Origin of the sequence: Gilliamella sp. B3801, from assembly GCF_026536645.1 — a bacterium.
Lineage (GTDB): Bacteria > Pseudomonadota > Gammaproteobacteria > Enterobacterales > Orbaceae > Gilliamella > Gilliamella apicola_I.
In genome coordinates, this window is the sequence record NZ_JAFNNR010000005.1 from 75,625 (window position 1) to 101,038 (window position 25,414).

A 25,414-nucleotide genomic window follows, 5' to 3' on the forward strand; every position below is an offset into this window, starting at 1 on the left:
ATTTGATATGGTGTATGTTCCACTGAATCCTATTCCTTTAAAAAATAGAACATCAATGATCTTTCTACAATATGGACAAATTGATGTTTTAGATGGTGCTTTTGTATTAATAGATAAAACAGGCGTTAGAACCCACATTCCCGTTGGTTCTATTGCTTGTATCATGCTTGAGCCCGGTACACGAGTATCACATGCAGCGGTTAGATTAGCCGCAACTGTGGGGACACTGTTAGTCTGGGTAGGTGAGGCTGGCGTCAGAATGTATTCGACAGGTCAACCTGGGGGAGCCCGTTCGGACAAATTACTTTATCAAGCAAAATTAGCTTTGGATGATGAACTTCGTCTAAAAGTTGTCAAAAAAATGTTTGAACTGCGATTTGGTGAGCCGGCTCCTAGCCGACGTTCTATTGAACAATTACGAGGTGTTGAAGGCGCTCGTGTACGTGCAACTTATGCATTACTAGCCAAAAAGTATCGTGTTAAGTGGCATGGACGTAAATATGATCCCAAAGATTGGCAAAAAGGCGATACGGTCAATCAATGTATCAGTGCTGCTACTTCTTGTCTTTATGGTATTACCGAAGCAGCGGTTTTGGCAGCTGGTTATGCACCAGCTATCGGTTTTGTGCATAGCGGAAAACCGCTCTCGTTTGTTTATGATATCGCAGATATTATAAAATTTGATACAGTGGTACCCAAAGCGTTTGAAATTGCAGCTAAAAATAGAGCTGACCCTGATCGTGAAGTGCGCATTGCTTGTCGCGATATTTTTAGAAGTCAAAAAACATTGACGACATTAATTCCACTGATTGAAGAGGTATTATCCGCTGGAGGTATTGAACCGCCACCGCCTCCTGATGATGTACTACCACCTGCGATTCCAGAACCTCAATCACTTGCCGATAGTGGCTTTAGGAGCCATTAATCATGAGTATGTGTGTTGTGGTGACTGAAAATGTCCCACCTAGATTAAGAGGACGCTTAGCTATTTGGTTATTAGAAATCAGAGCTGGTGTTTACATAGGTGATATTTCCAGACCGGTAAGGGAGATGATTTGGCAACAAATCATCGAGCTTGCTGAAGAAGGGAATGTTGTACTTGCTTGGGCAACCAATACTGAATCTGGATTTGACTTCCAAACTTATGGTACTAACAGAAGAGTGCCGGTAGAACTCGATGGACTCAGGTTGGTATCTTTTTTACCTATTGAAAATCAATAAGTTAAAGTTCTTTAAAAATTAAAAAAATCTGGTAGAATTTTATGGTCGCTATAAGTTTAAATAAAACAAATAGCTACGTTTAGAGTGTTCCCTGTATACACAGGGATAAACCTGGAATCTCTCGGCCGAGCGATATTACCGGTGTTGTGTTCCCTGTATACACAGGGATAAACCGCAAAACTTGTTTTCTCTTAACCATTTTATTTGGGTGTTCCCTGTATACACAGGGATAAACCGATGGGGGCGCTGAATTTTCGAGGGTTATGCATGTGTTCCCTGTATACACAGGGATAAACCCTTTCTGCTGCATCGAATAGTAACCCGTAAAACGTGTTCCCTGTATACACAGGGATAAACCGGTAGCGATACGATGAAAATCATTATTAATGCGCGTGTTCCCTGTATACACAGGGATAAACCGTATTTATTAACACTAATTATAATAGTTATGTGGTGTTCCCTGTATACACAGGGATAAACCGTTCATGCTGTACTCAATAGCTCGATATTGCGAGTGTTCCCTGTATACACAGGGATAAACCGCGAATGATGTCATCTTTATCTTTTTCGGCTTTGTGTTCCCTGTATACACAGGGATAAACCGAAGTTAGAGTTTATTCACTCCGAGGCGCTCATGTGTTCCCTGTATACACAGGGATAAACCGTTTTCCCTTCATCTGCGCCTTGGTTAATGCGTGTGTTCCCTGTATACACAGGGATAAACCGAAATCAGCAATACTGACCGAAAAATTATCCCAGTGTTCCCTGTATACACAGGGATAAACTGTGCGTGTCCTTTTCTTCCATATCTTCCGCTAACGTGTTCCCTGTATACACAGGGATAAACCGAACAAACATCTAAGTTAACGGATGCGGAAATTGTGTTCCCTGTATACACAGGGATAAACCGAAACATTTGACTGGTGCTTAGATAATATTATTGTGTTCCCTGTATACACAGGGATAAACCGGGTTGGATGAATTTTGAGGTTATCTGTGATGAGTGTTCCCTGTATACACAGGGATAAACACATTAGCGAATGGTCATTTTTTGGGGTTTCTTTTATAAGCTTTAATAACCGACCTGCCTTCAATTTACACTATTCTAAACTCATAAATAGTAGTTAGTACCAAGCTTAATCTTAAACACTTAACAGTGCTATCTTTATAATTTAATTAGAAAATCATTCTAAAAAACTTGCATTAAATGGTAAAACAATGTAGTTTACATATTTAAAAAAAGTTATCAAAATTTATATTTCAAAATAATTAAAAACAAAACCTATAATTTCTAGGAATGATATGGATATAAGGCAGCTGTTTTCGGATTGTTTCAACGTGCAATCAAATAACCGATTACCCATTTATGGTAATTTCTGGCATTTTCATGATGATTGGTATTTCAATTTACAATCATCATCTTGTCAATTCGCTAACTCTTTTCTTGCTATTGCTAGCTCACCAATCATATCCACAAAACTCACTTACAACATTATTATCAAAATGATATTGGACTGTCTAAATAACAGGCATAAAGTCCGACAAATGCGAAATATACAGGAGTAACCCATGGCGAACAAAATAACAACCCTTATCAATCAAGTCGGTGAAGGTTTACTGAATGAATTAACGGGCGAGGTCAGCCACAACCGCTACACCTTAACGGTTGATAATTTGATTTCGCCGATTTCTGTTTTACACGTACAAGGTGATGAACAGCTCAACCAGCCATGGCATTACACCATTGACTTTACCAGCCCTGATAAAGGCTTATCGCCCGATGATATACTCAACCAAAAAGCGTCATTTTCCTTTAATCCTGCGGTTAAAAACGTGCTGGCAACAGCGATTCGTTCCCTAAGTGACCTGCCTGTTGAGAGTGACTTACGCAAAATATATGGCGTTATTACCCGTTTTAGTTTGTTATCGGTCAGTAAAGAGCAGGCACATTATCAGATAGTGTTATCGCCCCGTTTAGCCAGATTAGCTTTAAATCGCAATAATGCGATATACCAAAACCAAAGCGTGATTAGTGTGGTTGAAGAAGTGCTACGCAGTCATGGTTTTACCGGCATCGATTACCGTCTGGAATTAAACAGCAGCTACCCGGAACGTGAATTTATTACCCAATGGCAGGAAAGTGACTTAAGCTTTATCCAGCGTCTGCTGGCAGATATCGGTGTCTGGTTTCGATTTGAAACGCATGCTGAGCACAATTGCGATGTGATGGTGATAAGCGATTATGAACAAGGTTATGAGCAGGTCAGCGATATTGATTACCGGTTACCGAGCGGGACGCTGGATGGTGGAGCAGAAAGTATCTGGGATATCCGGTTACGCAGTCGGGTGGTGGAATCATCGGTTAAAGTGCAGGATTACAACTACCGTGATGCGAAAGCCAATTTACACGGTGACGTGAACAGCCAGCCAAAAGACAGCACCACCTATGGCACGGATTACCGTTATGGCGAGCACTACAAAGGGCTGAGAAGTAACGGACAAGAAGATAAATTGAACGGTGATGTAGATGATGTAGATAACGATAACGACGATAATCATTCTAACCCGAGCGACCCGAATAATGTCACTGAAAGCGGACAATGGTATGCCCGAATACGGCATGAACAGGCAATCAGTGAAAAAATCGTGATTAGTGGCAAAAGCAACCGCTATCACCTGACACCGGGGCAACGTATACAGATTAAAGGCAGTCCGTTAGTTGATATTGCTGACGGGGTGATAATATTAAGTGTGGAAGGGCAAGGCAACCGCACGGATGCTTACGAGCTACATTTTACCGCTATCCCGTATCAGGTATTAAAACCGTACCGCCCTAAACCGATAGCCTGGCCGCAAATCGGGGGGACCTTACCGGCACGGGTAACCAGTCCGGACAATGACACCTACGGCTATATTGATACTCAAGGTCGGTATCGGGTGAAATTTAATTATGACCTGAAAGCGTGGAAAATAGGCAATGAAAGTTTATGGGTAAGACTGGCAAAACCGTATGCCGGAGGCACTTATGGCTTTCATTTTCCGCTAATAGACGGCACGGAAGTTGCCATGGCATTTATGGACGGCAATCCTGACCGCCCGTATATTGCCCATGCTATGCACGACAGTGCCCACCCTGACCATGTCACCACAATAAACAAACACCGTAATGTGATTCGCACCCCGACCAATAACAAATTGCGCATGGATGACAAACGGGGACAAGAGCATATCAAGCTGGCGACTGAATACGGTAAAACACAACTTAATCTGGGTCACTTAGTCAACCAAAAAAAAGAATTACGGGGCGAAGGGTTTGAACTGCGCACTGATGAATGGGGGGCGATAGCGGCTGAAAAAGGCTTATACCTGACCAGCCAGACCGAGCCGAAAGCGCAGGGCAAACAGCTGGATATGCAAGGCGCAATTAGCCAGATAGAAAACGCCTTATCGATTGCCAAATCACTGCAAAATGCCGCCAACCAAGCCGAAGCCCACGGCGCTGACACCGACAGCCAAGACCAGCTCAAGGCAAACTTAACCGGGCTGGCGCAAAGTGGCATATTAGCTTATGCGCAAGAAGGCATTGCGTTAACCAGTCCTGAAAACATCCAGTTATCAACCGGTAACAGCGTAAGTGTCACCGCTGAAAAGCAGACAGACATCACGGCATTAAAAAACATCACACTGGCATCGGGCGATGCGATAGGGTTATTTGCTCATAAATCGGGGATGAAGGTCTTTGCCAATCAAGGGGATATTGACATACAAGCCCAAAATGCCAACCTGAATATGGCAGCGAAACAAAATGTCAACATTGACAGTGTAGACGGCAAAATGACATTAACCGCCAGTAAAAAAATCACCTTAATGTGTGGCGGTTCGTATATTGAAATTAGCGAAAAAGGCATTGTACTGGGTACACCGAATAATGTGTACATGAAGTGTAATGTCCTACAAAAAATGGGTACAGCACAAAAAAATATTCAAAATGAATTGCCACCGATTTGCAGTGGTGTAAAACAAGACGAAGCTGAAAAGCATGCAATTTTTGTGGAAAGAAAATAATGATTAAAATTATTCCGGATCAGGAAATCAATAAAACCATTGCCGAACAAATTCAGCGGTTTAGAAAAATACATGTATTAATCGACCCGCAAATTAACGACAATTTTTTTTATGAAAATGATATTGAATTTGATTCAATTGTCCCGATAAGGGACAGGCAAGATACCGTATCGTATAACCATGAATGTTTACAGCTATGTACATTAAAAAAAGGGGCAGAAGGCGATATTAAACACATCATAGCGAATTTAAAAAACCAGCAATCATCGGTTATCGCATTGATCACTTCACCTTACCCGATTAAAGACATACAACAACACATTAGTAATGCGATGTTTATGTTACATCAAGGCAATTATTATCTGTTACGTTTTTACGATCCGCACGTGCTTAAACATTTAGTGACTATTTTTGATGAAGAACAAATCAATAAAATGTTGGGTAGTGTGCAATACTGGTACTACTGGCAAGATGAATATGTGCAACTACACCATAAACCCGAATTAATATTATGGGATATCAAGTACAAAATAACGACTCAGCAATGGCGAAAAATCAAAATAGCTCAAAGTTATAACGCCTACGAACAACAAACCGTAAAATTACAAAAAAAGCCATTAACCGACGTTCAACAAAACACACTAACTCAGTTACTGGATTGGATTTATACGGCAACATTTTATGAACCTGATCAGCAAAAAATGGACTATATCGTGGAATATGCGATGGCTAAATCAGAACATTTTTTTCAAAAAATTGAATATGATCTCTTTGTCGATTTAATGAGAAATCAAAAAATTAGCCAATTGGAGCACTATTTCAATCATATCGATAAGGAGCAAGAACATGTCAGCGATTGAGAATTTACTGAAAATAATATTAGCGACAAAGGCCCAAGAAAATAATTCAGGTAAACGCTGCCCAAAATGTCAAGAAAAGGAAGGCGATTTGGTCGTGTTGCCAACTCGCTTATCAATTACAGGGTATCTTGGCAAAAATAAACAATTAAAAAATGGCGCTGAAGCCAAAGTTGAATTACCTTCGTTGCCAGATTTTGCTAAAAAAATGGTATCGGACATATCGATAGAACACTCAAAATACTGTATACAAATGTTACGACAAGGATATTTATATATACTGGTCGATTTTAAAAATGGACAAAAGCAGTGGCGAATATTTTCGTCTAGTCCAGAAGGTTGCCTAACAGAATATAGCGACAACAACACCATACCGAATATTCCGCCTAAATATACCTGTAACATTGCAACAGACGGTGCGGATGCATCCTACATTAGCTTTAAAAACAGCAAAGATATCGAAAAAATTTATTTTGTATTTAGCCCAAATAAAATCAGTAACGCCAGATTAGAAATTTATCAAGATACCCCCGAATTTGTACTGTCAGGCATGACGCCGGATCAGATTAGAAACGGGCAAACTGCGTTAAAAACGCAAGATATATTGACAAATATTCTCGAAATATCGACAGCATTGGATATTGCTGAGCAACAAGCATTTTTAAAAAGCAAACCCCCATATGACTTTAAAACGGGTGAGCGAGACAAAGCCAATAGCCAATTACAAGTGATTGAATATATTTATACTAACCGCACCACCTATTATGATAAAGATATAATGCGAACTTACATGCGCTACCTATCGCTCTATAACAAATTAAAAAAACGGCAAGGGGTGGCGATAGTGGTTAATGATGCAATCGGCATAACTCAAAGTTTGAATAATCGCTGTCATCAAGCAATTGAAAAAAGAATGAAACCATGGATGGAAAGCAACGATTCGGAAGGCATATCCAACGAACATCGTTTAATTGTCCACCGGCAGCTATTAGGTTTTAAACAATCCTTTCATAACCATCGAATCAGGCAACTAATCAAGCACAATAAACAGTCGGAAAAGGTTTCAGATTGGGGTAACGACAAAATCACCATTCCTTCAATTCGTGATATATCGAATAATAAACGACGAGAAATATTTCAAGAAGCCGAAGAAGCCTTTATCAAGCAACAAACGGAAGAACTGTCTGAAAAAGAGTTTCAAAAATTCTATTGGGATCGCTTATCGCAAGACAAGCTAAAAAATTTTGAACAAGAGTTCAACAAGCGCAGTCAAGCCGCCGAACAACTTGCCGAAAAACGTGCTGATGATTACTTAAAATGGTTAAAATCGCATCAATTAATCTCGGCACTAGACTTATATGATGATACCATTCCGTTAGACGGAATCATGTTTCAACTACAAATGAGCGTTTGCTTGTGTGGCGCAAGTGGATACTCAAAAGTCAGAAAAGTGTTAGACGAATGGTGGCATGAACCGCAAGTGACATCAACCAACTTATGTATGCGAACCTACCTATTTAACAACAAAGCGTTAATTGCCGATATTAACGAATACTTAGATATTCAACAGAGTATTATTATTAGTAATAATCAGGATCAAACATCGACAAACCCTAAAGTTGATAAAGCTATTAATATACTTATTAAAGTGATGAAACATATTAACCGCGTAAATAAATCAATTGAAGCATTGGCTGCATCTGGACTCCCTATTGCAATATTATCGGTTAGTTTCTCCGATTTGGTACGAAGTTTTTTAATGACGGCAACTAAAAATTTTGATCAAAGTCTTCAAAATCGCTTAGGTAATTTGCTTTTAATTCGTATCGAAAAATCAGCTCAAAAAATGTACAAAGCAGGGCTCAATATTAATGGATTTTCTTTTGTAGTCGAAGATAAAGATAAAATACCTCAACATATTGAAGAAATAAAAGGTGAAGCAAGAAAAAATTTTTATAGTAAAGATTTAACCAATACTTATATTGCGGTAATTGTATTTGCACTTAGTGCATACGAATCAATAAAGAAAGTACAAAGTGGTAAATTTAAAGACCCCCGAGAAATCGCTCAACTAAGTGCTTCAATAATGGGCTCTGTAGCTGCAGCCTTTCAGATATGTAATAGTGTAATAAGAAATTTTGTTGGAAAAGAAAATGAGATTACATCAACCGTAACATATGTTTGGTTCGGCCGTTTATTTTTGTGGGCGTCAAGCTTAATAATGATCGCCGGAGGAATATCGGCGGTATTGGATTTTGTGTCAGGCTATGAAAGTCGCAAGAAAAATCAAACATTAATAGAGATTTCTTATTATACAAGAGCTTTAGCAACTCTTTCACTAAGTATTTCTCAATTTGTAGCGGCTTTAGGTACATTAGTGCCATGGTTAGATAATCTTATCAAGACCAGTATCAAACGGACTATTTGGGTTAAAATGGCTGAAATTGGATTAGTTATCGGTCGCTTTGTTATTAATAAAGGCTTAGATGTGTTGCTGCCGGTAATTAATTTTTACGCGTCTATGATTATTATTGTGGTCAGTGTCTGCCTGATTATTTTTGATGACAATGCCATGCAAAAATGGTTTGATCGCTGCTGTTTTAGTAAAGACCTTGAACGTAAAAAATTTAAAGATTTAGACGAAGAACTCACAGAATGGCATCAAGCACTACAGGAGACTTTTTAATATGTACGTAGGCGAATTTTTATTATGGTTTGGAAACGCCATGAAATCCGAAACCCGCAAAAAATTAAAAATGGGCTATAACCATGCGGATATGACACTCAAAGAAGTGCAAAAAGACTATACTCAAGAATCGGTCAGTGATAATCCCAGACCAATAGGGCCTTACTACGCTTATAACGATCGCTATTTAGAAATTCGAGGCGGAATGTTTGAAAATTTTCGAGGGATTCTAACTTGGATATCTTTACTTGTTTTTTTTATTCCTTTTAGTTCAGGTTTTTACTGTGTTGATAGCTTTCTAATATTATATTTTGATGAAACAAATAATGCTGTTGGGCATGTTATATCAATAATTTTTTATTCAATTATTTTTTTACTAACATCATATTTATGCATCCGCTATTTCCGCTATATTTACCGTTTTGAACTCTTCACCATACGCCATATTCGGGTACGCTTTAATCGGGTGACAAGGCAAGTCTATATTCAGCGCCCTAAATACTGCGGTGGTACAGTAGTGTTTAAATGGGAACATATTATGCCGTCAAACTTTGGCGAGACTGGCTCGGATATGGGTGACACCAATATGGTCAATTTAATGACCTTTCACCCGTATAAAACCGGCTTTCCGATTGCCCACTCCGTCGGCATCGGCAAAAACACCTATAACCCACAAGACTATAAAGACGAATGGGAATTTATCCGCCGTTATATGGAGCACGGACGGGACAATCTGCCTAAACCCCGTTTAAGCACCCATTTACCCATGCCTTTCCACGGTTTTAGTGGTCATGTAAGCCCGATGATTCATGCAGCAAAAAATGCGCCTACATTTTGGATGTATATTTTATTAATCCCAGTATTTTTAATTTTATTACCGTTTTACACCGTGGGCTACTTTATTTCGGAATGTTTATGCTGGCAACCCCGTTGGCCGAAGGTGATTCGCCAAGCAGGCAAAACAGGCAAACCAGTCCCGAAAGAAACCACCTTATCGGACTATCCAGAAACAGTACAACAAGCCATACTTGACAGCCGTTTAGAGTGGGGCGTACGTGACGAAAAGACAGGCAAACTGGTTGATTATGGCAATGGTTAAAATCACAATGCGAATGAATCATAATCAAAACAGAAGGACATAAGGTAAGGACATAAAAAATGTACGTAGGCGAATTTTTAGCATGGTTTGGTAACGCCATGAAATCCGAAACCCGTAAAAAATTAAAAATGGGCTATAACCATGCCGATATGACACTCAAAGAGGTGCAAAAAGACTATACCCAAGAATCGGTCAGTGATAATCCCAGACCAATAGGGCCTTACTACGCATATAATGATCGCTATTTAGAAATTCGAGGCGGAATGTTTGAAAATTTTCGAGGTATTTTGACTTGGATTAGTTTACTTATCTTTTTAATTCCTGCTGTATCATGTGATTTATTTATAATGACTGCGCTACGTTTATATAATAATCAAACTACTAAAGTAGCTTCAAACACATTCGCCATGATATTTGTTTGCATTATTTTTTTAGTTTCAATTTATTTATGCATCCGCTATTTTCGTTATATCTATCGTTTTGAACTCTTCACCATACGCCATATTCGAGTACGCTTTAATCGGGTGACACGGCAAGTCTATATTCAGCGCCCTAAATACTGCGGTGGTACAGTAGTGTTTAAATGGGAACATATTATGCCGTCGAACTTTGGCGAGACTGGCTCGGATATGGGTGGCACTAATATGGTTAATTTAATGACCTTTCACCCGTATAAAACCGGCTTTCCGATTGCCCACTCCGTCGGCATCGGCAAAAACACCTATAACCCACAAGACTATAAAGACGAATGGGAATTTATCCGCCGTTATATGGAGCACGGACGGGACAATCTGCCTAAACCCCGTTTAAGCACCCATTTACCCATGCCTTTCCACGGTTTTAGTGGTCATGTAAGCCCGATGATTCATGCAGCAAAAAATGCGCCTACATTTTGGATGTATATTTTATTAATACCGGTATTTTTAGTTTTATTACCGTTTTACACCGTGGGCTACTTTATTTCGGAATGTTTATGCTGGCAACCCCGTTGGCCAAAAGTGATTCGTCAAGCAGGCAAAACAGGTAAACCAATCCCGAAAGAAACCACCTTATCGGACTACCCAGAAACAGTACAACAAGCCATATTAGACAGCCGTTTAGAATGGGGCGTACGTGATGAAAAGACAGGCAAACTGGTTGATTATGGCAATGGTTAAAATCACAATGCGAATTAATCATAATAAAAACAGAAGGGCATAAGGTAAGGACATAAAAAATGTACGTAGGCGAATTTTTAGCATGGTTTGGTAATGCCATGAAATCCGAAACCCGTAAAAAATTAAAAATGGGTTATAACCATGCCGATATGACACTCAAAGAAGTGCAAAAAGACTATACCCAAGAATCGGTCAGTGATAACCCCAGACCAATAGGGCCTTACTACGCTTATAACGATCGCTATTTAGAAATTCGAGGCGGAATGTTTGAAAATTTTCGAGGGATTCTGACTTGGATTAGTCTACTAATATTTATGGTTCCATTTACAAGCTATGAGTTAGGAATTGAGATAGCTTTAAATTTATATTTTCAAAAAGATGATGATATTGTTTTAGGAGTAATTTTTATAATTATATACTCAATCATAACTCTAATTTTTATTTATTTAATACTTCGCTATTTCCGTTATATTTACCGTTTTGAACTCTTCACCATACGCCATATTCGGGTACGCTTTAATCGGGTGACAAGGCAAGTCTATATTCAGCGCCCTAAATACTGCGGTGGTACGGTGGTGTTTAAATGGGAACATATTATGCCGTCGAACTTTGGCGAGACTGGCTCGGATATGGGTGGCACTAATATGGTTAATTTAATGACCTTTCACCCGTATAAAACCGGCTTTCCGATTGCCCACTCCGTCGGCATCGGCAAAAACACCTATAACCCACAAGACTATAAAGACGAATGGGAATTTATCCGCCGTTATATGGAGCACGGACGGGACAATCTGCCTAAACCCCGTTTAAGCACCCATTTACCCATGCCTTTCCACGGTTTTAGTGGTCATGTAAGCCCGATGATTCATGCAGCAAAAAATGCGTCTACATTTTGGATGTATATTTTATTAATCCCAGTATTTTTAATTTTATTACCGTTTTACACCGTGGGCTACTTTATTTCGGAATGTTTATGCTGGCAACCCCGTTGGCCGAAGGTGATTCGCCAAGCAGGCAAAACAGGCAAACCAGTCCCGAAAGAAACCACCTTATCGGACTATCCAGAAACAGTACAACAAGCCATATTAGACAGCCGTTTAGAATGGGGCGTACGTGACGAAAAGACAGGCAAACTGGTTGATTATGGCAATGGTTAAAATCATAATGCGTACAGATTGTTAGTTTTGATAGTTATAGGATTAAACATAAATTGATGCTAAATACTTGCCTAAATTAAAGGCAAGATCAGCATTTAACCATTCGTCAAAATCTATTACCGAAAAGTAAAATATACCATTGCTATCAAAATCGGTCGGTGCGCCGAGGAGTTGCAAAAGCAGGCTCTACTTAAAAATCTTTTTAAACATAGTTAACATTATGATAAATATAAAATTACATTGATAATGTGCATTAAAACCAATCGCCTAAAAAAACATCAATAAATCGGTAGAATTTTACACCTCTCTATTTTAATTAATAAACAATAAGTTATAATTAGAGTGTTCCCTATACACATAGGGATAAACCGCAAACCCAGATGTAAACATTCATACAGGAACAAGTGTTCCCTATACACATAGGGATAAACCGAGCATTTATTGATCGTGAGTTCGGCTATCCAGGTGTTCCCTATACACATAGGGATAAACCGCATAAGCAACAGAATTAGACATAACATTTTTAGTGTTCCCTATACACATAGGGATAAACCGGACACCACAACCATAGACATAAACTAGGAGATCGTGTTCCCTATACACATAGGGATAAACCGATTGCTATTGTTGTATTTATGATACGTGCCAACGTGTTCCCTATACACATAGGGATAAACCGTAATTAATCTCATGAAGATGCCTACCGTCTAAGTGTTCCCTATACACATAGGGATAAACCGGAAAAATCCCTGCAGTTGATTCGACTGAAATAGTGTTCCCTATACACATAGGGATAAACCAGCTGCAGCTATTGGTTTCGCGTGCGGTTGTTAAGTGTTCCCTATACACATAGGGATAAACCGGGCACGAGCGAATCGTCAGGTGGTGGCACAAAGTGTTCCCTATACACATAGGGATAAACCGTATTCTGTACAAGATTTTAAATTAACTCAGATGTGTTCCCTATACACATAGGGATAAACCAGGTGGTGTGACGTTCGGTTATACAGCTCAATTGTGTTCCCTATGCACATAGGGATAAACCGACAGACCGATTTGACATCGATTACGAACTGACGTGTTCCCTATAAACATAGGGATAAACCACGATTGGGTCGCTGTACGTGGGATTCGAGGCTGTGTTCCCTATATACATAGGGATAAACCGTTCCCTCTTAGCGAAACATAAAACGGAATTAAGTGTTCCCTGTATACACAGGGATAAAACGAAAATTCAATAGATAAAGATAAAATTGATGAAAATATCAAGTTAAAAAAAAGCTATTGTGATGGTTGAATTCAGGGGAAAACCTGCAAAATTAATTTTGAATAAAAAACCGGCTTGGGAAGGGTTAGGATGGATATAAAACCTAGATGATGATGAAGAATTTGAAACAGAACTAAAAAATATAAAAATTATTTCAATAATTGAAGGTTAAAATCATTGACATTGTACAGGTTTGTTGTACAATGTTTATTGGTTAATTACTTTTAAGAGGAATAATAATTATGAGACATGTTAGTTATTCAGCTGCTCGAGCTAATTTATCAGCAACAATGGACGAAGTTGTAAATGATAGAATGCCCACAGTTATCACAAGACAAAATGGAGATAACTGTATTTTAATGTCGTATGATGATTTTACAGCGTTACAAGAAACTGCATACTTACTACGTTCTCCCGCTAATGCTCAACATTTGTTAAATTCATTAGAACAAATTAATAATGGGAATTTAAAAGAGCGTGTGTTGAATGATGAATAAATTATTTTCCGATGAATCTTGGAATGACTATCTTTATTGGCAAGCAACCGATAAGAAAATGATAAAAAGGATTAATGAACTATTAAAGGATATTAGCAAAACACCTTTTTCGGGAGTTGGAAAGCCCGAAGCATTAAAATTTAATTTATCAGGATATTGGTCAAGACGCATAAACAGTGAAGATAGGTTAGTTTATAAAATTGAAAATAATTGTATTATTATTTTATCGTGTCGTTATCACTATTAATAAAAGCCAACAATAGTTGGCTTTACCATTATTTAATTAAAATATTTAAAAAAATAAGAAATATTACAAATATAAGTAATACTAAATTTACCATTGAATGGGTATTAATTTTCTTTCTTTCGTCTTCTAAATTTATTTTAGCCGCTAAAATTTCCTTTTTTATTAATTCACTGATTTCAGTTGTGGATTTTTCAACATATTTAGTTAATGTTTTTTTACTAGCGGATAATGAAGCGTTTAAACTTTTTTCTGCATATTTTTCTGTAATTTCATCATATTAAGACATAGTAAATTCTAATAATGATTTGCTCTGAACAATATCAAGATAGGATCATCGTTACTAATTAAGATATTATTTTGTTTCCTATACACATAGGGATAAACTGTTGCTGAAATGTATTCTAATAGTGAGAGAATAGGTTGCTTGATTATATGAACTTTTTTCATGATCATAATCCAATACTTGGTATGGCTAATTCATTGATTAATGCATTAGGGATCATTTCAATTTTTCATCCATGTTTTCGTAAATCTTAATCGGCTTAATGGGAACTAGATCTCCATCTTTTACTTTACATTCGGAATTATTACTTGAAACAACCATAATCTGTCCTCTTTCTAGTTTAAAATCTAAAAGAGCTAATGCTCCCTCTGAAGCCAAAGCCACATAATCTCTGGCATCTGGAGGGAACTCGTAATAAACTACTTTGTTATTATATACATACACAACTGTATTAGAGAATTCTTGAGCTATTCCATATCTAGAATTTGGAAAAGATTCTACTTTCTTAACATCAATATTTTGTTCTCGCATTAATGTAATATAACGTCCACTAATACTGCCACTGATTAACCAAACTTCATCCCATTTAAAATTAGTATAATCAGATAAGGTTATGGTTTTAGGATGATTGTTTTTTACATCTTTTAAAACCTTTTCTAAAGGTGTTTTGTTGCAACTGGTTAATGTTACTAGTGACATAAATGTGACTAATAGTAGAAGTATTTTTTTCATTCCTTGTTATTCCAGATTAATTTTGTTTTATATTCTTGTTTAGATTTGATTGAAAGTCCGCTTAATGATTCTATCTTATCTAAAAACTTTATTTTCTTTTTCAACACTGCTTTGATTACTCATTAATACTACGATAAATTACTTATTAAACAGATGATAAGCGAGCGAAAAAACAATCGATATCTTATATTGACAAGATAATAGATATAAAGTTCACATATACAATGACTTTTCTATAACTGAATAATATCTAATTATTTTTATTCGGATTTATTTGGATGTTATAAACCAATTGCGGCTAAGTAAACAGGATGTTCTACTCTGTCGGTCTATTAAAAAGTTCTCATATTTGATAAGTATTAACATGGTATTTACGATACGAACTAAAATAATCGGTAAAAATAGCGTACAATAGCGCAATGTTTACTTGTACATCAGCTTAATTAATTTAGGAAATAAGTATGACCGGCAAATTTATTGTCATTGAAGGACTTGAAGGTGCAGGAAAAACCACAGCAATTAATACTGTTGCGCGTATTTTAAAGCAATCTAATATTGAAGATTTACAATTTACTCGTGAGCCGGGTGGAACTCCGATTGCTGAAGCGTTACGTAATATTATTAAAAATGGTTTAGAACATGAGCCGTTAACGGATAAAGCTGAATTATTGATGTTATATGCGGCTAGAATTCAACTTATTGATAATGTTATAAAACCCGCTCTTAAAATAGGAAAATGGGTAATAGGTGATCGTCATGATTTATCCACGCAGGCATATCAAGGAGGGGGACGCCAACTTGATAGCGTATTGATTGAAACGTTACAAAAGCAAGTGTTAGGTGATTTTAAACCCGATTTAACTTTGTATTTGGATGTTGATCCAAAAATAGGATTAATGCGAGCAAAATCTCGTGGTCAGCTAGATAGGATTGAGCAGCAATCTATCCTATTTTTTGAACGTACTCGTCAACGCTATTTAGAGCTTGCTATGCAAGATGATACTATTGTGACTATTGATGCCAGTCAATCAATGAATGTGGTAACACAGCAAATTGAAGACGTGTTAACTGCATGGTTATCATTAATACAGGTTAATAATGCATGATCAAAAATGGATATAGTTGGCTCACGCAGCCATATCAGCAATTAGCGACAAGTATTTTACATGATCGAGCCCATCATGCTTTATTAATTAATTATATTCAAGGTAGTGGTGAAAATGAGCTAATTGAGCAATTAGCAAATCGTTTATTATGCCAAGCATCAAGCGATCTAGCCCCTTGTTTAAAATGTCATAGCTGCCAGTTATTTTTGTCTCATCATCATCCTGATTATTATAAGATAACTAACGAGCAAGGTAAGCAATCGATCGGTATCGATCAGATTCGAAGTATTACCGCTAAAATTTATGAAAAATCACAGCAAGGCGGTAATAAAGTGATTTGGATTAAACATGCTGCCTTAATGACCGAAGCCGCCGCAAATGCATTATTGAAAACGTTAGAAGAGCCACCTGCAAATACTTATTTTATTTTAAGTGACGATCATAATAGTCATTTATTACCAACTATTTATAGTCGTTGTTTTTCTTATTTTTTACCGATACCTAAGCTTGAACAGTCTATGGATTGGTTGAAAAATATACAGGGTTTACATTATAGTGATAATGAACTTGCGTCAGCTTTGTTATTAAGCGAAAATGCGCCATTAACAGCAAAAACTTTGTTGGATCCTACAAAATGGCAACAACGTAAAGTATTTTGTGAAAATTTATTGAGTGTTATTCCTAATAATGATTTTTGGACGCTTGGCGTAACATTTGAGCATGACCATTTTATTGATCGCATTAGTTGGTTTTGTGCTTTATTAAGTGATGCTTTGAAAGCAAAACAAAAAGCTGGACGGTATATTATTAATCGTGATCAAGTGCCATTGGTAAGATTATTGGCAACATTAAGTTATGAAAAAATTACTGCTCTTTATGAACTCTGGTTGAATGCCAGACGTCAGTTATTGTCAATAACTGGGTTGAATAAAGAATTATTGGTTTATTATGTTCTTTCTCAATCAGAGTTGATTTGCGATTAAATATTTTCATGGAAGTGTTGAGGGATATTATTTTATATGTAAATGTTTTAACGAAGGATTATAGTGAGTTATTTATCTATTGAATTTGGTCTGTTGTTTATCGTTTTTTTTGCTATATATTGGGCATTTAACTTATTACCTAAATTCCAAAATGCCTTGTTACTCGTTTCAAGTTATTTAATTGTAAGCAGTTATAGTTGGCAATTTGCGTTGATTCTTGGTGTTTATACCAGTGTAACTTATCTTATTTCCATTATGATATCGGTTTCAAAAGATCATGCTAAAAGTTGGTTGATTTTTGGCTTAATAATATCGATTAGTAATTTAGCATTATTCAAATATTTTGATTTTTTCCGACAAGAACTACAAGCTTTACTTAACGTCTTTCATATTCCTATTTTATTACCATTATTTTCTGTGCTAATCCCTATTGGGATTTCCTTTTATACTTTCCATTCTGTCAGTTATTTAGTTTCAGTTAAAAGAAAAGAGATTGAAGTAGCTAAATTTTGGGATTTTGCACTTTTTTTATCTTTTTTCCCCAGTATTGTCGCAGGGCCAATCAATCGAGCTAAAGATTTTTTGCCGCAAATTTCAGTTTGCCAACCCCGCCAAATTTTAGAGCCATATCGAGCTTTTATATTAATCATGATGTCAATCATTAAAGTTTATTGTTTAGGTGGTTGGATAAATGATGCATGGGTTAACCCCATTTTTGCCAATCCATTAGAATTTAGTGTGATTGATTTATTAGTGGGTGTATATGCTTATGCAATTCAAATTTATCTCAATTTTTCAGGCTATACGGATTTGGTGACTGGTATTGCATTGTTATTAGGGTTTCGTCTACCAATTAATTTTAGCCAACCTTATTTATCTTTAAATTTAAGGCATTTTTGGGCACGTTGGCACATAAGTTTATCTCAATGGATTCGGGATTATATTTATATTCCGCTTGGCGGTAATCGTAAGGGATTTACCCGAACACAAATCAATGTTTTGTTGGCAATGTTTTTATCGGGATTATGGCATGGTGCAGGTATCAATTTTATTATTTGGGGTATTTGCCATGGTATTGGTATTGTGGCTCTGAATATTGGTGATCGCTTTTTTGGTCGTGATGTGATTAGTCAACGTTCACCTTTTATTGCGCGTTTATTAACTTGGCATTATGTCTGTTTTACTTGGTTGTTTTTTTATTGTGAAAATTTATCCGATGCTTTGGATTATTTAATGGCATTAACGCATAATGTGATGATAAAACCACAATATTGGCAGGCTTTTTTAATTATCATGGTTGCTTATTTAGTTTATCCAATGTGTAAAAATCTTCCAAATTTGGCAACGGTACTGTTATCTAAAGTTAATAAATTATGTTTACCTGTGATAATGATATTAATTTTGTGGTGTGTCATTTATTTTGCGCCGTCAGGTATGCCCGATTTTATTTATGCCAGTTTTTAATTGTGTTTTAAAATTTTTTAAGATCAGTTTTGACAAGGAACAGTAATTTGAAGGATTTTATGAAGTTAAGTAATATGCTAACAATGCCAACTAACAAAACCTTATCTGCATTTTATATTGTTATAGTGTTAGTTGTTACAGCTATTGCTTTAATGGTTTTGTTTCATAAATCAATATTGATTTATTGCCAGCAATCTTACCATTTTGAGTTTTTTGATATGGCATTAATGGTGGATGATGCTAATGTCACTGAGGATGATCAGACAAAATGGACTAATGAATCGTATGAATCAGAGGAGTTAGAAAACACGAATATTGAAAAGGATAATCAAAAACATCCTAATGTCGTGACTGCAAACGCAATTGCAGATAAACAGTTACAACAAAATAACCGGCAAAACAAAACAATAAAATCCAATCACACAACTGAAAATAATAAACAAAAATTACCGTTAATTAAGGGTGATAACCTGCAAGCTACTAATAAACGTCAAACTCATTCTGATAGTCAACTAAACAGTACTCGGACTAATACAGCGTTAGGTAATACGGTAACATTAAATGAATCAAGTAACCCAAGACTTAGCAATAATACCGATTTTACTGAACTTTCACCGATTGTTTTAACTAAAAATGACAAAGTCCTTTTTGCGGGGGATTCATTAATGCAAGGGGTTGCACCATATGTTAAAAAAATGTTATTTAAACAATATAAGATAGAAAGCATTAACTTGAGTAAACAAAGTACTGGGCTTGCTTATCCAAAAGCTTTTGATTGGCCAAAAACAATTAATGATGCAATCAGTGCTGATGCCTCCATTAAATTAATCGTCATTTTTTTAGGCCCTAATGATCCGTGGGATTTTCCTGTTAAGGGATATGCTAAATATGCTAAGTTTAAATCGCAATTGTGGGAAGAACAGTACCGTTTACGTGTTGCATCAATATTAGATATCGCGAATCAACATAATGTAAAAGTACTTTGGCTTTCTCCACCTTGTATGCGTAAACCAAAGTTGAATGACGGAATGAATTATTTAAGCCATTTATATGAATCCGAAGTTGAAAAAGCGCATCAACATTTTATGGAAACCAATACATTATTAGGTTGTTCTTACGATCAATTTAACAGCTATATTGAGACTAATAAGCAAAAAATTAAAGTGAGAATAGACGATGGTATTCATTTTACAATAACTGGACAAAAGCTTTTAGCTCAAGCAATTTTGAACCAAATCACATCCACTTTATCAGAGGATTCCCACATTGAATCAATGCATTAAAACTATGGTTGCTGTTTTTTTGGTGGTGTTTACTGTCAGTTTTAGTACTATGGCTGAAAGTATTCCAACGTCTAAGTCTGTGATTGTTGATTTTGGCGATCCAAATGCTAAACAATTTGTTTTACGCTTAAATTCATTAGTCAATAATCAAGACCACACCCATAAAGTTGTTAATATCACCCAATTTGGTGATTCTCATACCGCTGCAGATTTTTTTACAGGCGAATTTAGAGCGTTAATGCAAGATAAATATGGTGATGCAGGTATAGGTTGGGTTCCTCCTATTTGGGTTAAAGGGCAAAACCATACTCGAGTTAGTTTGAAAGATTCTAATTGGGAATTGTTAAGTAGCCGAGTATTAAGTAATCTCGATTTTCCTATGGGCGGTTTTATCGCTAAACCTATTAATTCTCAAGCTTCTGTTGAGTTGGCACTTAAAGCAGACGATAGAGATATATGGAAAGTTAGCCTTATTTTTAAAACTAAGAAAATAACTAAAAATCCATTAAGTATCTATAATAAAGATAAAATTGCCTATAGTTTCAAGAATAAATTTGGTGGTTGGCAAACGACAACGTTTACTTCAACGCTTCCTATTACCATTAAAAGTAAAGATAGCACTGAAATTGGTGGATTTTGGTTAACTCGAGCCAACAAGTCGGGTGTTATTGTATCTGCGATTGGTTCGAATGGGGCTAAGCAAACAATTTGGCAAAAATGGCGTCCTCAGTGGTTTCAGGAATTATTGTTATCCAAAAGCGATTTGGTTATTTTGGAGTATGGAACAAACGAGAGTTTCGATGAGACTTTAGATGCAGATGAATATCGGAAAAATTTAGTCTACAACATTCGTAAAATTCGAAAATTATTGCCAAATGCTGCAATTTTATTGATTTCACCTCCTGATACAATGATTAATCAAACTGAAATTCCAAAGTCTTATAATTTAGTAAAAAGGATTCAAAAACAAGTAGCTAAATCAGAAAAAACACTGTTTTGGGATTGGCAGGCCGCTATGGGGGGAAGTCATTCGGTTAAGCTTTGGTCTAAGTTTGGATTGGCTCGGTCAGATTTAGTACATCAAACCTTGCAAGGCTATAAAGAAAGTGCCAAAATCTTTTATAATGATTTAAATGAATTTGTTAAAAAAAATAGCGATTAGTTATTAATAAAAGGAATAAATCTGTTATGTCTTCACCTATTATCGTTGCTGTTGATTTTGCTGATGTTAAATCAGCTTGGAATTTTATTGATCGTGTTGAGCCAAAAGATTGTCGTTTAAAAATTGGCAAAGAGCTTTTTACGCATGCGGGGCCCGATTTTATTAAACAGATTATGAATAAAGGTTTCGATGTTTTTTTGGATCTTAAATTTCATGATATTCCAAATACGGTTGCTAAAGCTATCGTAGCTGCTGCTGATTTAGGTGTTTGGATGACCAATGTTCATGCTAGTGGTGGGTCTCGGATGATGCAGGCGGCGAAAGACGCACTCTATCCATATGGTAAAGATGCGCCTCTTTTAATTGCGGTAACTGTTTTAACCAGCATGGAGTCGGTAGATCTTCAAGAAATCGGTATCCCTGTTTCGCCTTTGGAACAAGCCACTAAATTAGCTTTGTTAGCCAAAAATTGTGGGCTTGATGGCGTAGTATGCTCCGCTAAAGAAGTGCAAAGTTTTAGAACTCGCTTAGGGAGTGATTTCAAGTTAGTGACGCCAGGTATCAGACCCGCCGGTTCCAATGCTGATGATCAGCGTCGAATTATGACGCCACAACGTGCGCAAGCCGCAGGATCGGATTATCTGGTTATTGGTCGTCCGATTACGCAAGCAGAAGATCCTTCTTTAGCATTGCAAACTATTTTATCAACCCTTGATTTGAGCAAGAGTTAATTTCATGATGTCTGATAATCCACTTGTTTATACTACCGATCAAGGTCGTATTAAATCGGTTGAAGTAAAAGAATCTCGACCAAAAGGGGATGGGGTTATTCGAATTCAACGCCAAACATCCGGACGTAAAGGCAAAGGTGTGTGCGTCATTTCAGGATTTGATTTTGATGATGCCCAACTTCAAAAAATAGCTGCGGAACTCAAAAAACGTTGTGGTTGTGGTGGCGCAGTTAAAAATGGTAGCATTGAAATTCAAGGCGATAAACGTGATTTACTCAAATCTTTGCTGGAAGAAAAAGGCTTTAAAGTAAAGCTAGCCGGTGGTTGAGTTGTGGTAATTGTCTTTACTCCCATTATTGAATGGGAGTAAATCTGCTATATGTTAGTGAGAACGATAGCTACGCATTTTGTTGCTGATTTCACGGCGTTCTTTTGAAATTTCAGCATTTTTGATAATATAATCATCTACACGATCATCATAATCACTTTTCATGTTAGCAATAATCGCTTGAAGTTCGTCATAAGTCATATCTGGTTTTATATAATCACTCAAATTTTCAAGTAATAATACTCGTTTTTGGTTATCTCGGATTTTTTTCTCATTATCGGATATTTCACGTTTTAATTTGTTTAAACGACGTGATAAACGAATATATTCTAATACATCTTGAAATGATGGTGCGGCGTTTTTTTCCTTGTCCATCTATAACCCCTTATTTCTAAAATTGGAAAAAATAAATTATGACTAATTATATACTAATAAATTTATAGATGATAATTAAATCTGTTTTGAGTGTTTATCAATTTTTAGTTATGTTCAATACAAATTCATTGATATTACAATAAGTTACTACCGTTCAATGTGAGCTTGCTTATGATTTTAACGGCTATTTATTTATTCCTATTTGTCATTAACGATAAATATCGATGCTATTGACCCAATGTAGAGTGTTTAATTGAACTTATTAAGTCTGTTTACTCTAAGCCAAGTTTATCCCAAATTTCATCGATATAAGCCACAACTTTTGGATCTTTTTTGATGATTTTTCCCCATTCTCGCTGAGTTTCGCCTTGCCATTTATTGGTCGCATCTAATCCCATTTTTGAGCCTAACCCAGAAACAGGCGAAGCAAAATCTAAATAATCAATCGGCGTATTGTCAATAAATGTGGTATCACGATGAGGATCCATGCGCGTTGAAATAGCCCACATGACATCTTTCCAATCTCGGGCATTGATATCATCATCACATACAATAACAAATTTGGTATACATAAATTGGCGTAAGTAAGACCAAACGCCCATCATGACACGTTTAGCATGACCTGGATACTGTTTTTTGATGGTCACAATTGCAATCCGGTAGGAACATCCTTCGGGTGGTAAATAAAAATCGACAATTTCAGGAAATTGTTTTTGTAAAATAGGGATAAAGACTTCATTTAAAGCGAGTCCCATTACGGCTGGTTCATCGGGTGGACGACCCGTATAGGTAGAGTGATAAATCGCATCTTTTCGACGAGTTAAATGCGTCACCGTGAAAACAGCAAATTTTTCAACTTCATTGTAGTAACCAGTATGATCACCATATGGGCCTTCAGGCGCTAATTCATTCGGATCAATATAGCCTTCTAAGATAATTTCGGCGGTAGCGGGGACATCTAAATCATTGGATAGCGATTTTACTACTTCAGTTCGACTATTGCGTAACAGACCTGCAAAGGCGTATTCTGGTAAGGTATCTGGTACGGGAGTGACTGCACTTAAGATGGTTGCTGGATCTGCACCAATGGCAACGCTAACAGGAAACTTTTCATTAGGATGAGCTTGTTGCCATTCTGCAAAATCGAGCGCTCCTCCTCGATGAGATAGCCAGCGCATAATTAACTTATTTTTACCCAATAATTGTAAGCGATAAACGCCGACATTTTGCCTTTCTTTATAAGGTCCTTTCGTTATCGTTAGTCCCCAAGTTAAAAGTGGTGCTACATCATCGGGCCAACAATGCATGATCGGCAGACGTGTTAAATCAACTTCTTCATTTTTAAAAATCAATTCCTGACAAGGCGCAGACGATCGTCGCTTAACAGGCATATTTAATATTTGCTTATATTTGGGTAACACATTAAAAAATTGTTTAATGCCTTTTGGTGGTTCAGGCTCACGTAAAAAAGCTAATAATTCACCAATTTCACGTAATTGTGATGTATCTTCTAACCCCATTCCCATCGCAACACGTTTGGGTGTTCCAAATAGGTTACAAAGTACGGGCATGTCATAACCAATAGGATTTTCGAATAATAAGGCTGGGCCTTTAGAACGTAAAACACGATCTGCAATTTCGGTCATTTCCAGATAAGGATTAACAGGATAGGGAATACGTTTTAATTCACCTTGTTCTTCAAGATAATTTAAAAAATCACGAAAATTGGTCAAGTTCATAAAAATAATTACTCCCTATTAATCTGCCTTTGTTTACACTAATTTAAGGTAGTCTAACATCCTAAATGTTAACGTTATTTTGTCATCAACTAGTCAGCGTCAAAATTTTCACTATAAATAGGCACTTGTTGATTTAAATTGCATTTCACAATTTTAGGTAATAATGTTTTAAATTGCTGTTGGTCGATATCAATAAATTTATTTTCATCTACTTGATAAAAAAGATATTGGGTCGTTTGATCTTCAAACTCAAAAGAAGCAATCCAATAGTTTCTATCATCATTGTTTTCATTAGCAAACACTTTGATGATGGTATTTTCTCGTATTTCAGGTTGATTATGTAATTTGTGTTCGATAATATTTTCAGCGATTTGCGAATCGATTTCATCAAAAATGATATAATCAGTTTTGTTGGTTTGGCATGTTTTAATGTTAATTTCAGCATAACTATTAGGTATAAAATACAATAAGCTTGATAACACAATGGCATACTGACTTAATTTCATTTCCTACTCCTTAGTTAATCTCGTTTAATTGAATAATTTCATTAATTGCTTCTTGATTATTTGGCGATGCTGTTATTTTAGCTGCATCGCTAATTGTCAACCATTGATAGGCTAAATGTTCAGTAAGCGTTGGTGTTATTTCATTTTCGAGCGGTAAATAAAACCAATGTTCTTTATTTATTTCAACTTCAGGTGCATATCGATGCCTAAATTGTGGAAAAATCTTGAATTCAACCGTATGGTTAGTATCGATTAAATTAAGATTTTTACCCAGAATATCAATGCCTGTTTCTTCAAAAACCTCACGAATGGCAGTTTCAACCGGCAATTCGTTATCTTCCATGCTACCTGTTACTGACTGCCAAAAATTGGGATCATCTTTGCGTTGTAGCATAAGACAACGCAAAGTTTTTTGACAGTAAATAACAACTAAAACAGATTCAGGCTTTTTGAACTTTTGCATTAAGAC

Annotated in this window: 25 protein-coding genes and 2 CRISPR repeat arrays; of the genes, 18 read left to right on the forward strand and 7 right to left on the reverse strand. The window is 36.5% G+C overall.

The features are described 5' to 3' along the window. Positions 1-7: 7 nt before the first annotated feature. The 9 genes from cas1e to J3U14_RS05710 all read left to right on the forward strand — a co-directional run bounded on the left by cas1e (position 8) and on the right by J3U14_RS05710 (position 12,242). Positions 8-925 carry a type I-E CRISPR-associated endonuclease Cas1e gene (gene cas1e / locus J3U14_RS05670; RefSeq protein ID WP_267351532.1) on the forward strand — a complete coding sequence of 306 codons (918 nt, stop codon included), beginning with the start codon at positions 8-10 and terminating at the stop codon, positions 923-925. Between the two features lie 2 nt (positions 926-927). After that, on the forward strand, positions 928-1,221 hold the full coding sequence (cas2e, locus tag J3U14_RS05675) for a type I-E CRISPR-associated endoribonuclease Cas2e (protein ID WP_220216475.1): 294 nt from the start codon (positions 928-930) through the stop codon (positions 1,219-1,221). Positions 1,222-1,305: 84 nt separating this feature from the next. Further along, positions 1,306-2,251: a CRISPR direct-repeat array (repeat unit 27 nt; unit sequence GTGTTCCCTGTATACACAGGGATAAAC). Positions 2,252-2,523: 272 nt separating this feature from the next. Next, entirely contained in the window at positions 2,524-2,787 is a 264-nt protein-coding gene (locus J3U14_RS05680) for a hypothetical protein (protein WP_267369587.1), read from the forward strand. A gap of 3 nt (positions 2,788-2,790) precedes the next feature. Continuing rightward, positions 2,791-5,286, forward strand: coding sequence for a type VI secretion system Vgr family protein (locus J3U14_RS05685; RefSeq protein WP_267369588.1), 2,496 nt, complete (start codon positions 2,791-2,793; stop codon positions 5,284-5,286). Then, positions 5,286-6,146, forward strand: coding sequence for a DUF4123 domain-containing protein (locus J3U14_RS05690; RefSeq protein WP_267351193.1), 861 nt, complete (start codon positions 5,286-5,288; stop codon positions 6,144-6,146). Before J3U14_RS05685 ends, J3U14_RS05690 begins: the two co-directional genes overlap by 1 nt. After that, positions 6,133-8,829 carry a T6SS effector BTH_I2691 family protein gene (locus tag J3U14_RS05695; protein WP_267351192.1) on the forward strand — a complete coding sequence of 899 codons (2,697 nt, stop codon included), beginning with the start codon at positions 6,133-6,135 and terminating at the stop codon, positions 8,827-8,829. Before J3U14_RS05690 ends, J3U14_RS05695 begins: the two co-directional genes overlap by 14 nt. A 1-nt stretch (position 8,830) precedes the next feature. Continuing rightward, a complete protein-coding gene (locus J3U14_RS05700; protein ID WP_267369589.1) occupies positions 8,831-9,928 on the forward strand; it encodes a DUF6708 domain-containing protein in 1,098 nt (365 codons plus the stop codon). Between the two features lie 59 nt (positions 9,929-9,987). Continuing rightward, positions 9,988-11,085, forward strand: a complete 1,098-nt coding sequence (locus J3U14_RS05705) for a DUF6708 domain-containing protein (RefSeq protein ID WP_267369591.1) — start codon at positions 9,988-9,990, stop codon at positions 11,083-11,085. 59 nt (positions 11,086-11,144) lie between these two features. Beyond that, on the forward strand, positions 11,145-12,242 hold the full coding sequence (locus J3U14_RS05710; RefSeq protein WP_267369593.1) for a DUF6708 domain-containing protein: 1,098 nt from the start codon (positions 11,145-11,147) through the stop codon (positions 12,240-12,242). 42 nt (positions 12,243-12,284) lie between these two features. On the opposite strand, the gene J3U14_RS05715 is transcribed toward J3U14_RS05710, so the two are convergent. Further along, positions 12,285-12,419: a hypothetical protein gene (locus J3U14_RS05715; RefSeq protein ID WP_267369594.1), complete on the reverse strand. Its 135-nt coding sequence runs from the start codon at positions 12,417-12,419 to the stop codon at positions 12,285-12,287. 165 nt (positions 12,420-12,584) lie between these two features. Beyond that, positions 12,585-13,471: direct repeats of the CRISPR family, unit length 29 nt; unit sequence GTGTTCCCTATACACATAGGGATAAACCG. Positions 13,472-13,751: 280 nt separating this feature from the next. Between J3U14_RS05715 and J3U14_RS05720 the strand changes: the two genes are divergently transcribed. Further along, positions 13,752-14,006, forward strand: coding sequence for a type II toxin-antitoxin system prevent-host-death family antitoxin (locus J3U14_RS05720; RefSeq protein ID WP_267352425.1), 255 nt, complete (start codon positions 13,752-13,754; stop codon positions 14,004-14,006). Continuing rightward, positions 13,999-14,253 (forward strand): Txe/YoeB family addiction module toxin, encoded by a 255-nt coding sequence (locus J3U14_RS05725; protein ID WP_267352432.1) that lies wholly within the window; start codon positions 13,999-14,001, stop codon positions 14,251-14,253. Before J3U14_RS05720 ends, J3U14_RS05725 begins: the two co-directional genes overlap by 8 nt. Before the next feature lie 28 nt (positions 14,254-14,281). On the opposite strand, the gene J3U14_RS11720 is transcribed toward J3U14_RS05725, so the two are convergent. Then, entirely contained in the window at positions 14,282-14,521 is a 240-nt protein-coding gene (locus J3U14_RS11720; protein WP_411589974.1) for a hypothetical protein, read from the reverse strand. A gap of 231 nt (positions 14,522-14,752) precedes the next feature. Continuing rightward, positions 14,753-15,268: a hypothetical protein gene (locus tag J3U14_RS05730; RefSeq protein ID WP_267352424.1), complete on the reverse strand. Its 516-nt coding sequence runs from the start codon at positions 15,266-15,268 to the stop codon at positions 14,753-14,755. A 461-nt stretch (positions 15,269-15,729) separates the two neighbouring features. Between J3U14_RS05730 and tmk the strand changes: the two genes are divergently transcribed. The 7 genes from tmk to yciH all read left to right on the forward strand — a co-directional run bounded on the left by tmk (position 15,730) and on the right by yciH (position 22,325). Further along, the gene (gene tmk, locus J3U14_RS05735) at positions 15,730-16,374 is read left to right on the forward strand and encodes a dTMP kinase (RefSeq protein WP_267352423.1); all 645 of its coding nucleotides are present in this window, start codon (positions 15,730-15,732) and stop codon (positions 16,372-16,374) included. Then, positions 16,371-17,357, forward strand: a complete 987-nt coding sequence (locus tag J3U14_RS05740) for a DNA polymerase III subunit delta' C-terminal domain-containing protein (RefSeq protein ID WP_267352422.1) — start codon at positions 16,371-16,373, stop codon at positions 17,355-17,357. The genes tmk and J3U14_RS05740 overlap by 4 nt, the downstream gene beginning before the upstream one ends. Positions 17,358-17,420: 63 nt before the next feature. Continuing rightward, positions 17,421-18,821, forward strand: coding sequence for an MBOAT family O-acyltransferase (locus J3U14_RS05745; RefSeq protein WP_267352421.1), 1,401 nt, complete (start codon positions 17,421-17,423; stop codon positions 18,819-18,821). 59 nt (positions 18,822-18,880) lie between these two features. Next, positions 18,881-20,104, forward strand: a complete 1,224-nt coding sequence (locus J3U14_RS05750; protein WP_267352420.1) for a DUF459 domain-containing protein — start codon at positions 18,881-18,883, stop codon at positions 20,102-20,104. Then, complete coding sequence (locus tag J3U14_RS05755) at positions 20,088-21,266, forward strand: GDSL-type esterase/lipase family protein (protein ID WP_267352419.1); 1,179 nt, start codon at positions 20,088-20,090, stop codon at positions 21,264-21,266. The genes J3U14_RS05750 and J3U14_RS05755 overlap by 17 nt, the downstream gene beginning before the upstream one ends. Positions 21,267-21,292: 26 nt before the next feature. Further along, complete coding sequence (pyrF, locus tag J3U14_RS05760) at positions 21,293-21,997, forward strand: orotidine-5'-phosphate decarboxylase (RefSeq protein ID WP_267352418.1); 705 nt, start codon at positions 21,293-21,295, stop codon at positions 21,995-21,997. A gap of 4 nt (positions 21,998-22,001) precedes the next feature. Continuing rightward, positions 22,002-22,325 (forward strand): stress response translation initiation inhibitor YciH, encoded by a 324-nt coding sequence (gene yciH / locus J3U14_RS05765; protein ID WP_416380172.1) that lies wholly within the window; start codon positions 22,002-22,004, stop codon positions 22,323-22,325. 54 nt (positions 22,326-22,379) lie between these two features. Here the strand turns inward: yciH and tmaR are convergent, their stop codons facing one another. The 4 genes from tmaR to nudB form a co-directional block, all read right to left on the reverse strand. Next, on the reverse strand, positions 22,380-22,700 hold the full coding sequence (gene tmaR, locus J3U14_RS05770; RefSeq protein WP_065558977.1) for a PTS system regulator TmaR: 321 nt from the start codon (positions 22,698-22,700) through the stop codon (positions 22,380-22,382). Between the two features lie 272 nt (positions 22,701-22,972). Continuing rightward, positions 22,973-24,439 (reverse strand): 4-hydroxy-3-polyprenylbenzoate decarboxylase, encoded by a 1,467-nt coding sequence (ubiD, locus tag J3U14_RS05775; RefSeq protein ID WP_267352417.1) that lies wholly within the window; start codon positions 24,437-24,439, stop codon positions 22,973-22,975. Between the two features lie 89 nt (positions 24,440-24,528). Next, on the reverse strand, positions 24,529-24,945 hold the full coding sequence (locus J3U14_RS05780) for a hypothetical protein (protein WP_267352416.1): 417 nt from the start codon (positions 24,943-24,945) through the stop codon (positions 24,529-24,531). 10 nt (positions 24,946-24,955) lie between these two features. Further along, positions 24,956-25,408 (reverse strand): dihydroneopterin triphosphate diphosphatase, encoded by a 453-nt coding sequence (gene nudB / locus J3U14_RS05785; RefSeq protein WP_267352415.1) that lies wholly within the window; start codon positions 25,406-25,408, stop codon positions 24,956-24,958. Positions 25,409-25,414 lie beyond the last annotated feature (6 nt).

What these genes read in the sequence shown, in the direction of transcription:
- cas1e (WP_267351532.1), top strand. Translation starts at nt 8, where the DNA reads ATGGTGTATGTTCCACTGAATCCTATTCCTTTAAAAAATAGAACATCA.
- cas2e (WP_220216475.1), top strand. Translation starts at nt 928, where the DNA reads ATGAGTATGTGTGTTGTGGTGACTGAAAATGTCCCACCTAGATTAAGA.
- J3U14_RS05680 (WP_267369587.1), top strand. Translation starts at nt 2,524, where the DNA reads ATGGATATAAGGCAGCTGTTTTCGGATTGTTTCAACGTGCAATCAAAT.
- J3U14_RS05685 (WP_267369588.1), top strand. Translation starts at nt 2,791, where the DNA reads ATGGCGAACAAAATAACAACCCTTATCAATCAAGTCGGTGAAGGTTTA.
- J3U14_RS05690 (WP_267351193.1), top strand. Translation starts at nt 5,286, where the DNA reads ATGATTAAAATTATTCCGGATCAGGAAATCAATAAAACCATTGCCGAA.
- J3U14_RS05695 (WP_267351192.1), top strand. Translation starts at nt 6,133, where the DNA reads ATGTCAGCGATTGAGAATTTACTGAAAATAATATTAGCGACAAAGGCC.
- J3U14_RS05700 (WP_267369589.1), top strand. Translation starts at nt 8,831, where the DNA reads ATGTACGTAGGCGAATTTTTATTATGGTTTGGAAACGCCATGAAATCC.
- J3U14_RS05705 (WP_267369591.1), top strand. Translation starts at nt 9,988, where the DNA reads ATGTACGTAGGCGAATTTTTAGCATGGTTTGGTAACGCCATGAAATCC.
- J3U14_RS05710 (WP_267369593.1), top strand. Translation starts at nt 11,145, where the DNA reads ATGTACGTAGGCGAATTTTTAGCATGGTTTGGTAATGCCATGAAATCC.
- J3U14_RS05720 (WP_267352425.1), top strand. Translation starts at nt 13,752, where the DNA reads ATGAGACATGTTAGTTATTCAGCTGCTCGAGCTAATTTATCAGCAACA.
- J3U14_RS05725 (WP_267352432.1), top strand. Translation starts at nt 13,999, where the DNA reads ATGAATAAATTATTTTCCGATGAATCTTGGAATGACTATCTTTATTGG.
- J3U14_RS05730 (WP_267352424.1), bottom strand. Translation starts at nt 15,268, where the DNA reads ATGAAAAAAATACTTCTACTATTAGTCACATTTATGTCACTAGTAACA.
- tmk (WP_267352423.1), top strand. Translation starts at nt 15,730, where the DNA reads ATGACCGGCAAATTTATTGTCATTGAAGGACTTGAAGGTGCAGGAAAA.
- J3U14_RS05740 (WP_267352422.1), top strand. Translation starts at nt 16,371, where the DNA reads ATGATCAAAAATGGATATAGTTGGCTCACGCAGCCATATCAGCAATTA.
- J3U14_RS05750 (WP_267352420.1), top strand. Translation starts at nt 18,881, where the DNA reads ATGAAGTTAAGTAATATGCTAACAATGCCAACTAACAAAACCTTATCT.
- pyrF (WP_267352418.1), top strand. Translation starts at nt 21,293, where the DNA reads ATGTCTTCACCTATTATCGTTGCTGTTGATTTTGCTGATGTTAAATCA.
- yciH (WP_416380172.1), top strand. Translation starts at nt 22,002, where the DNA reads ATGATGTCTGATAATCCACTTGTTTATACTACCGATCAAGGTCGTATT.
- tmaR (WP_065558977.1), bottom strand. Translation starts at nt 22,700, where the DNA reads ATGGACAAGGAAAAAAACGCCGCACCATCATTTCAAGATGTATTAGAA.
- ubiD (WP_267352417.1), bottom strand. Translation starts at nt 24,439, where the DNA reads ATGAACTTGACCAATTTTCGTGATTTTTTAAATTATCTTGAAGAACAA.
- J3U14_RS05780 (WP_267352416.1), bottom strand. Translation starts at nt 24,945, where the DNA reads ATGAAATTAAGTCAGTATGCCATTGTGTTATCAAGCTTATTGTATTTT.
- nudB (WP_267352415.1), bottom strand. Translation starts at nt 25,408, where the DNA reads ATGCAAAAGTTCAAAAAGCCTGAATCTGTTTTAGTTGTTATTTACTGT.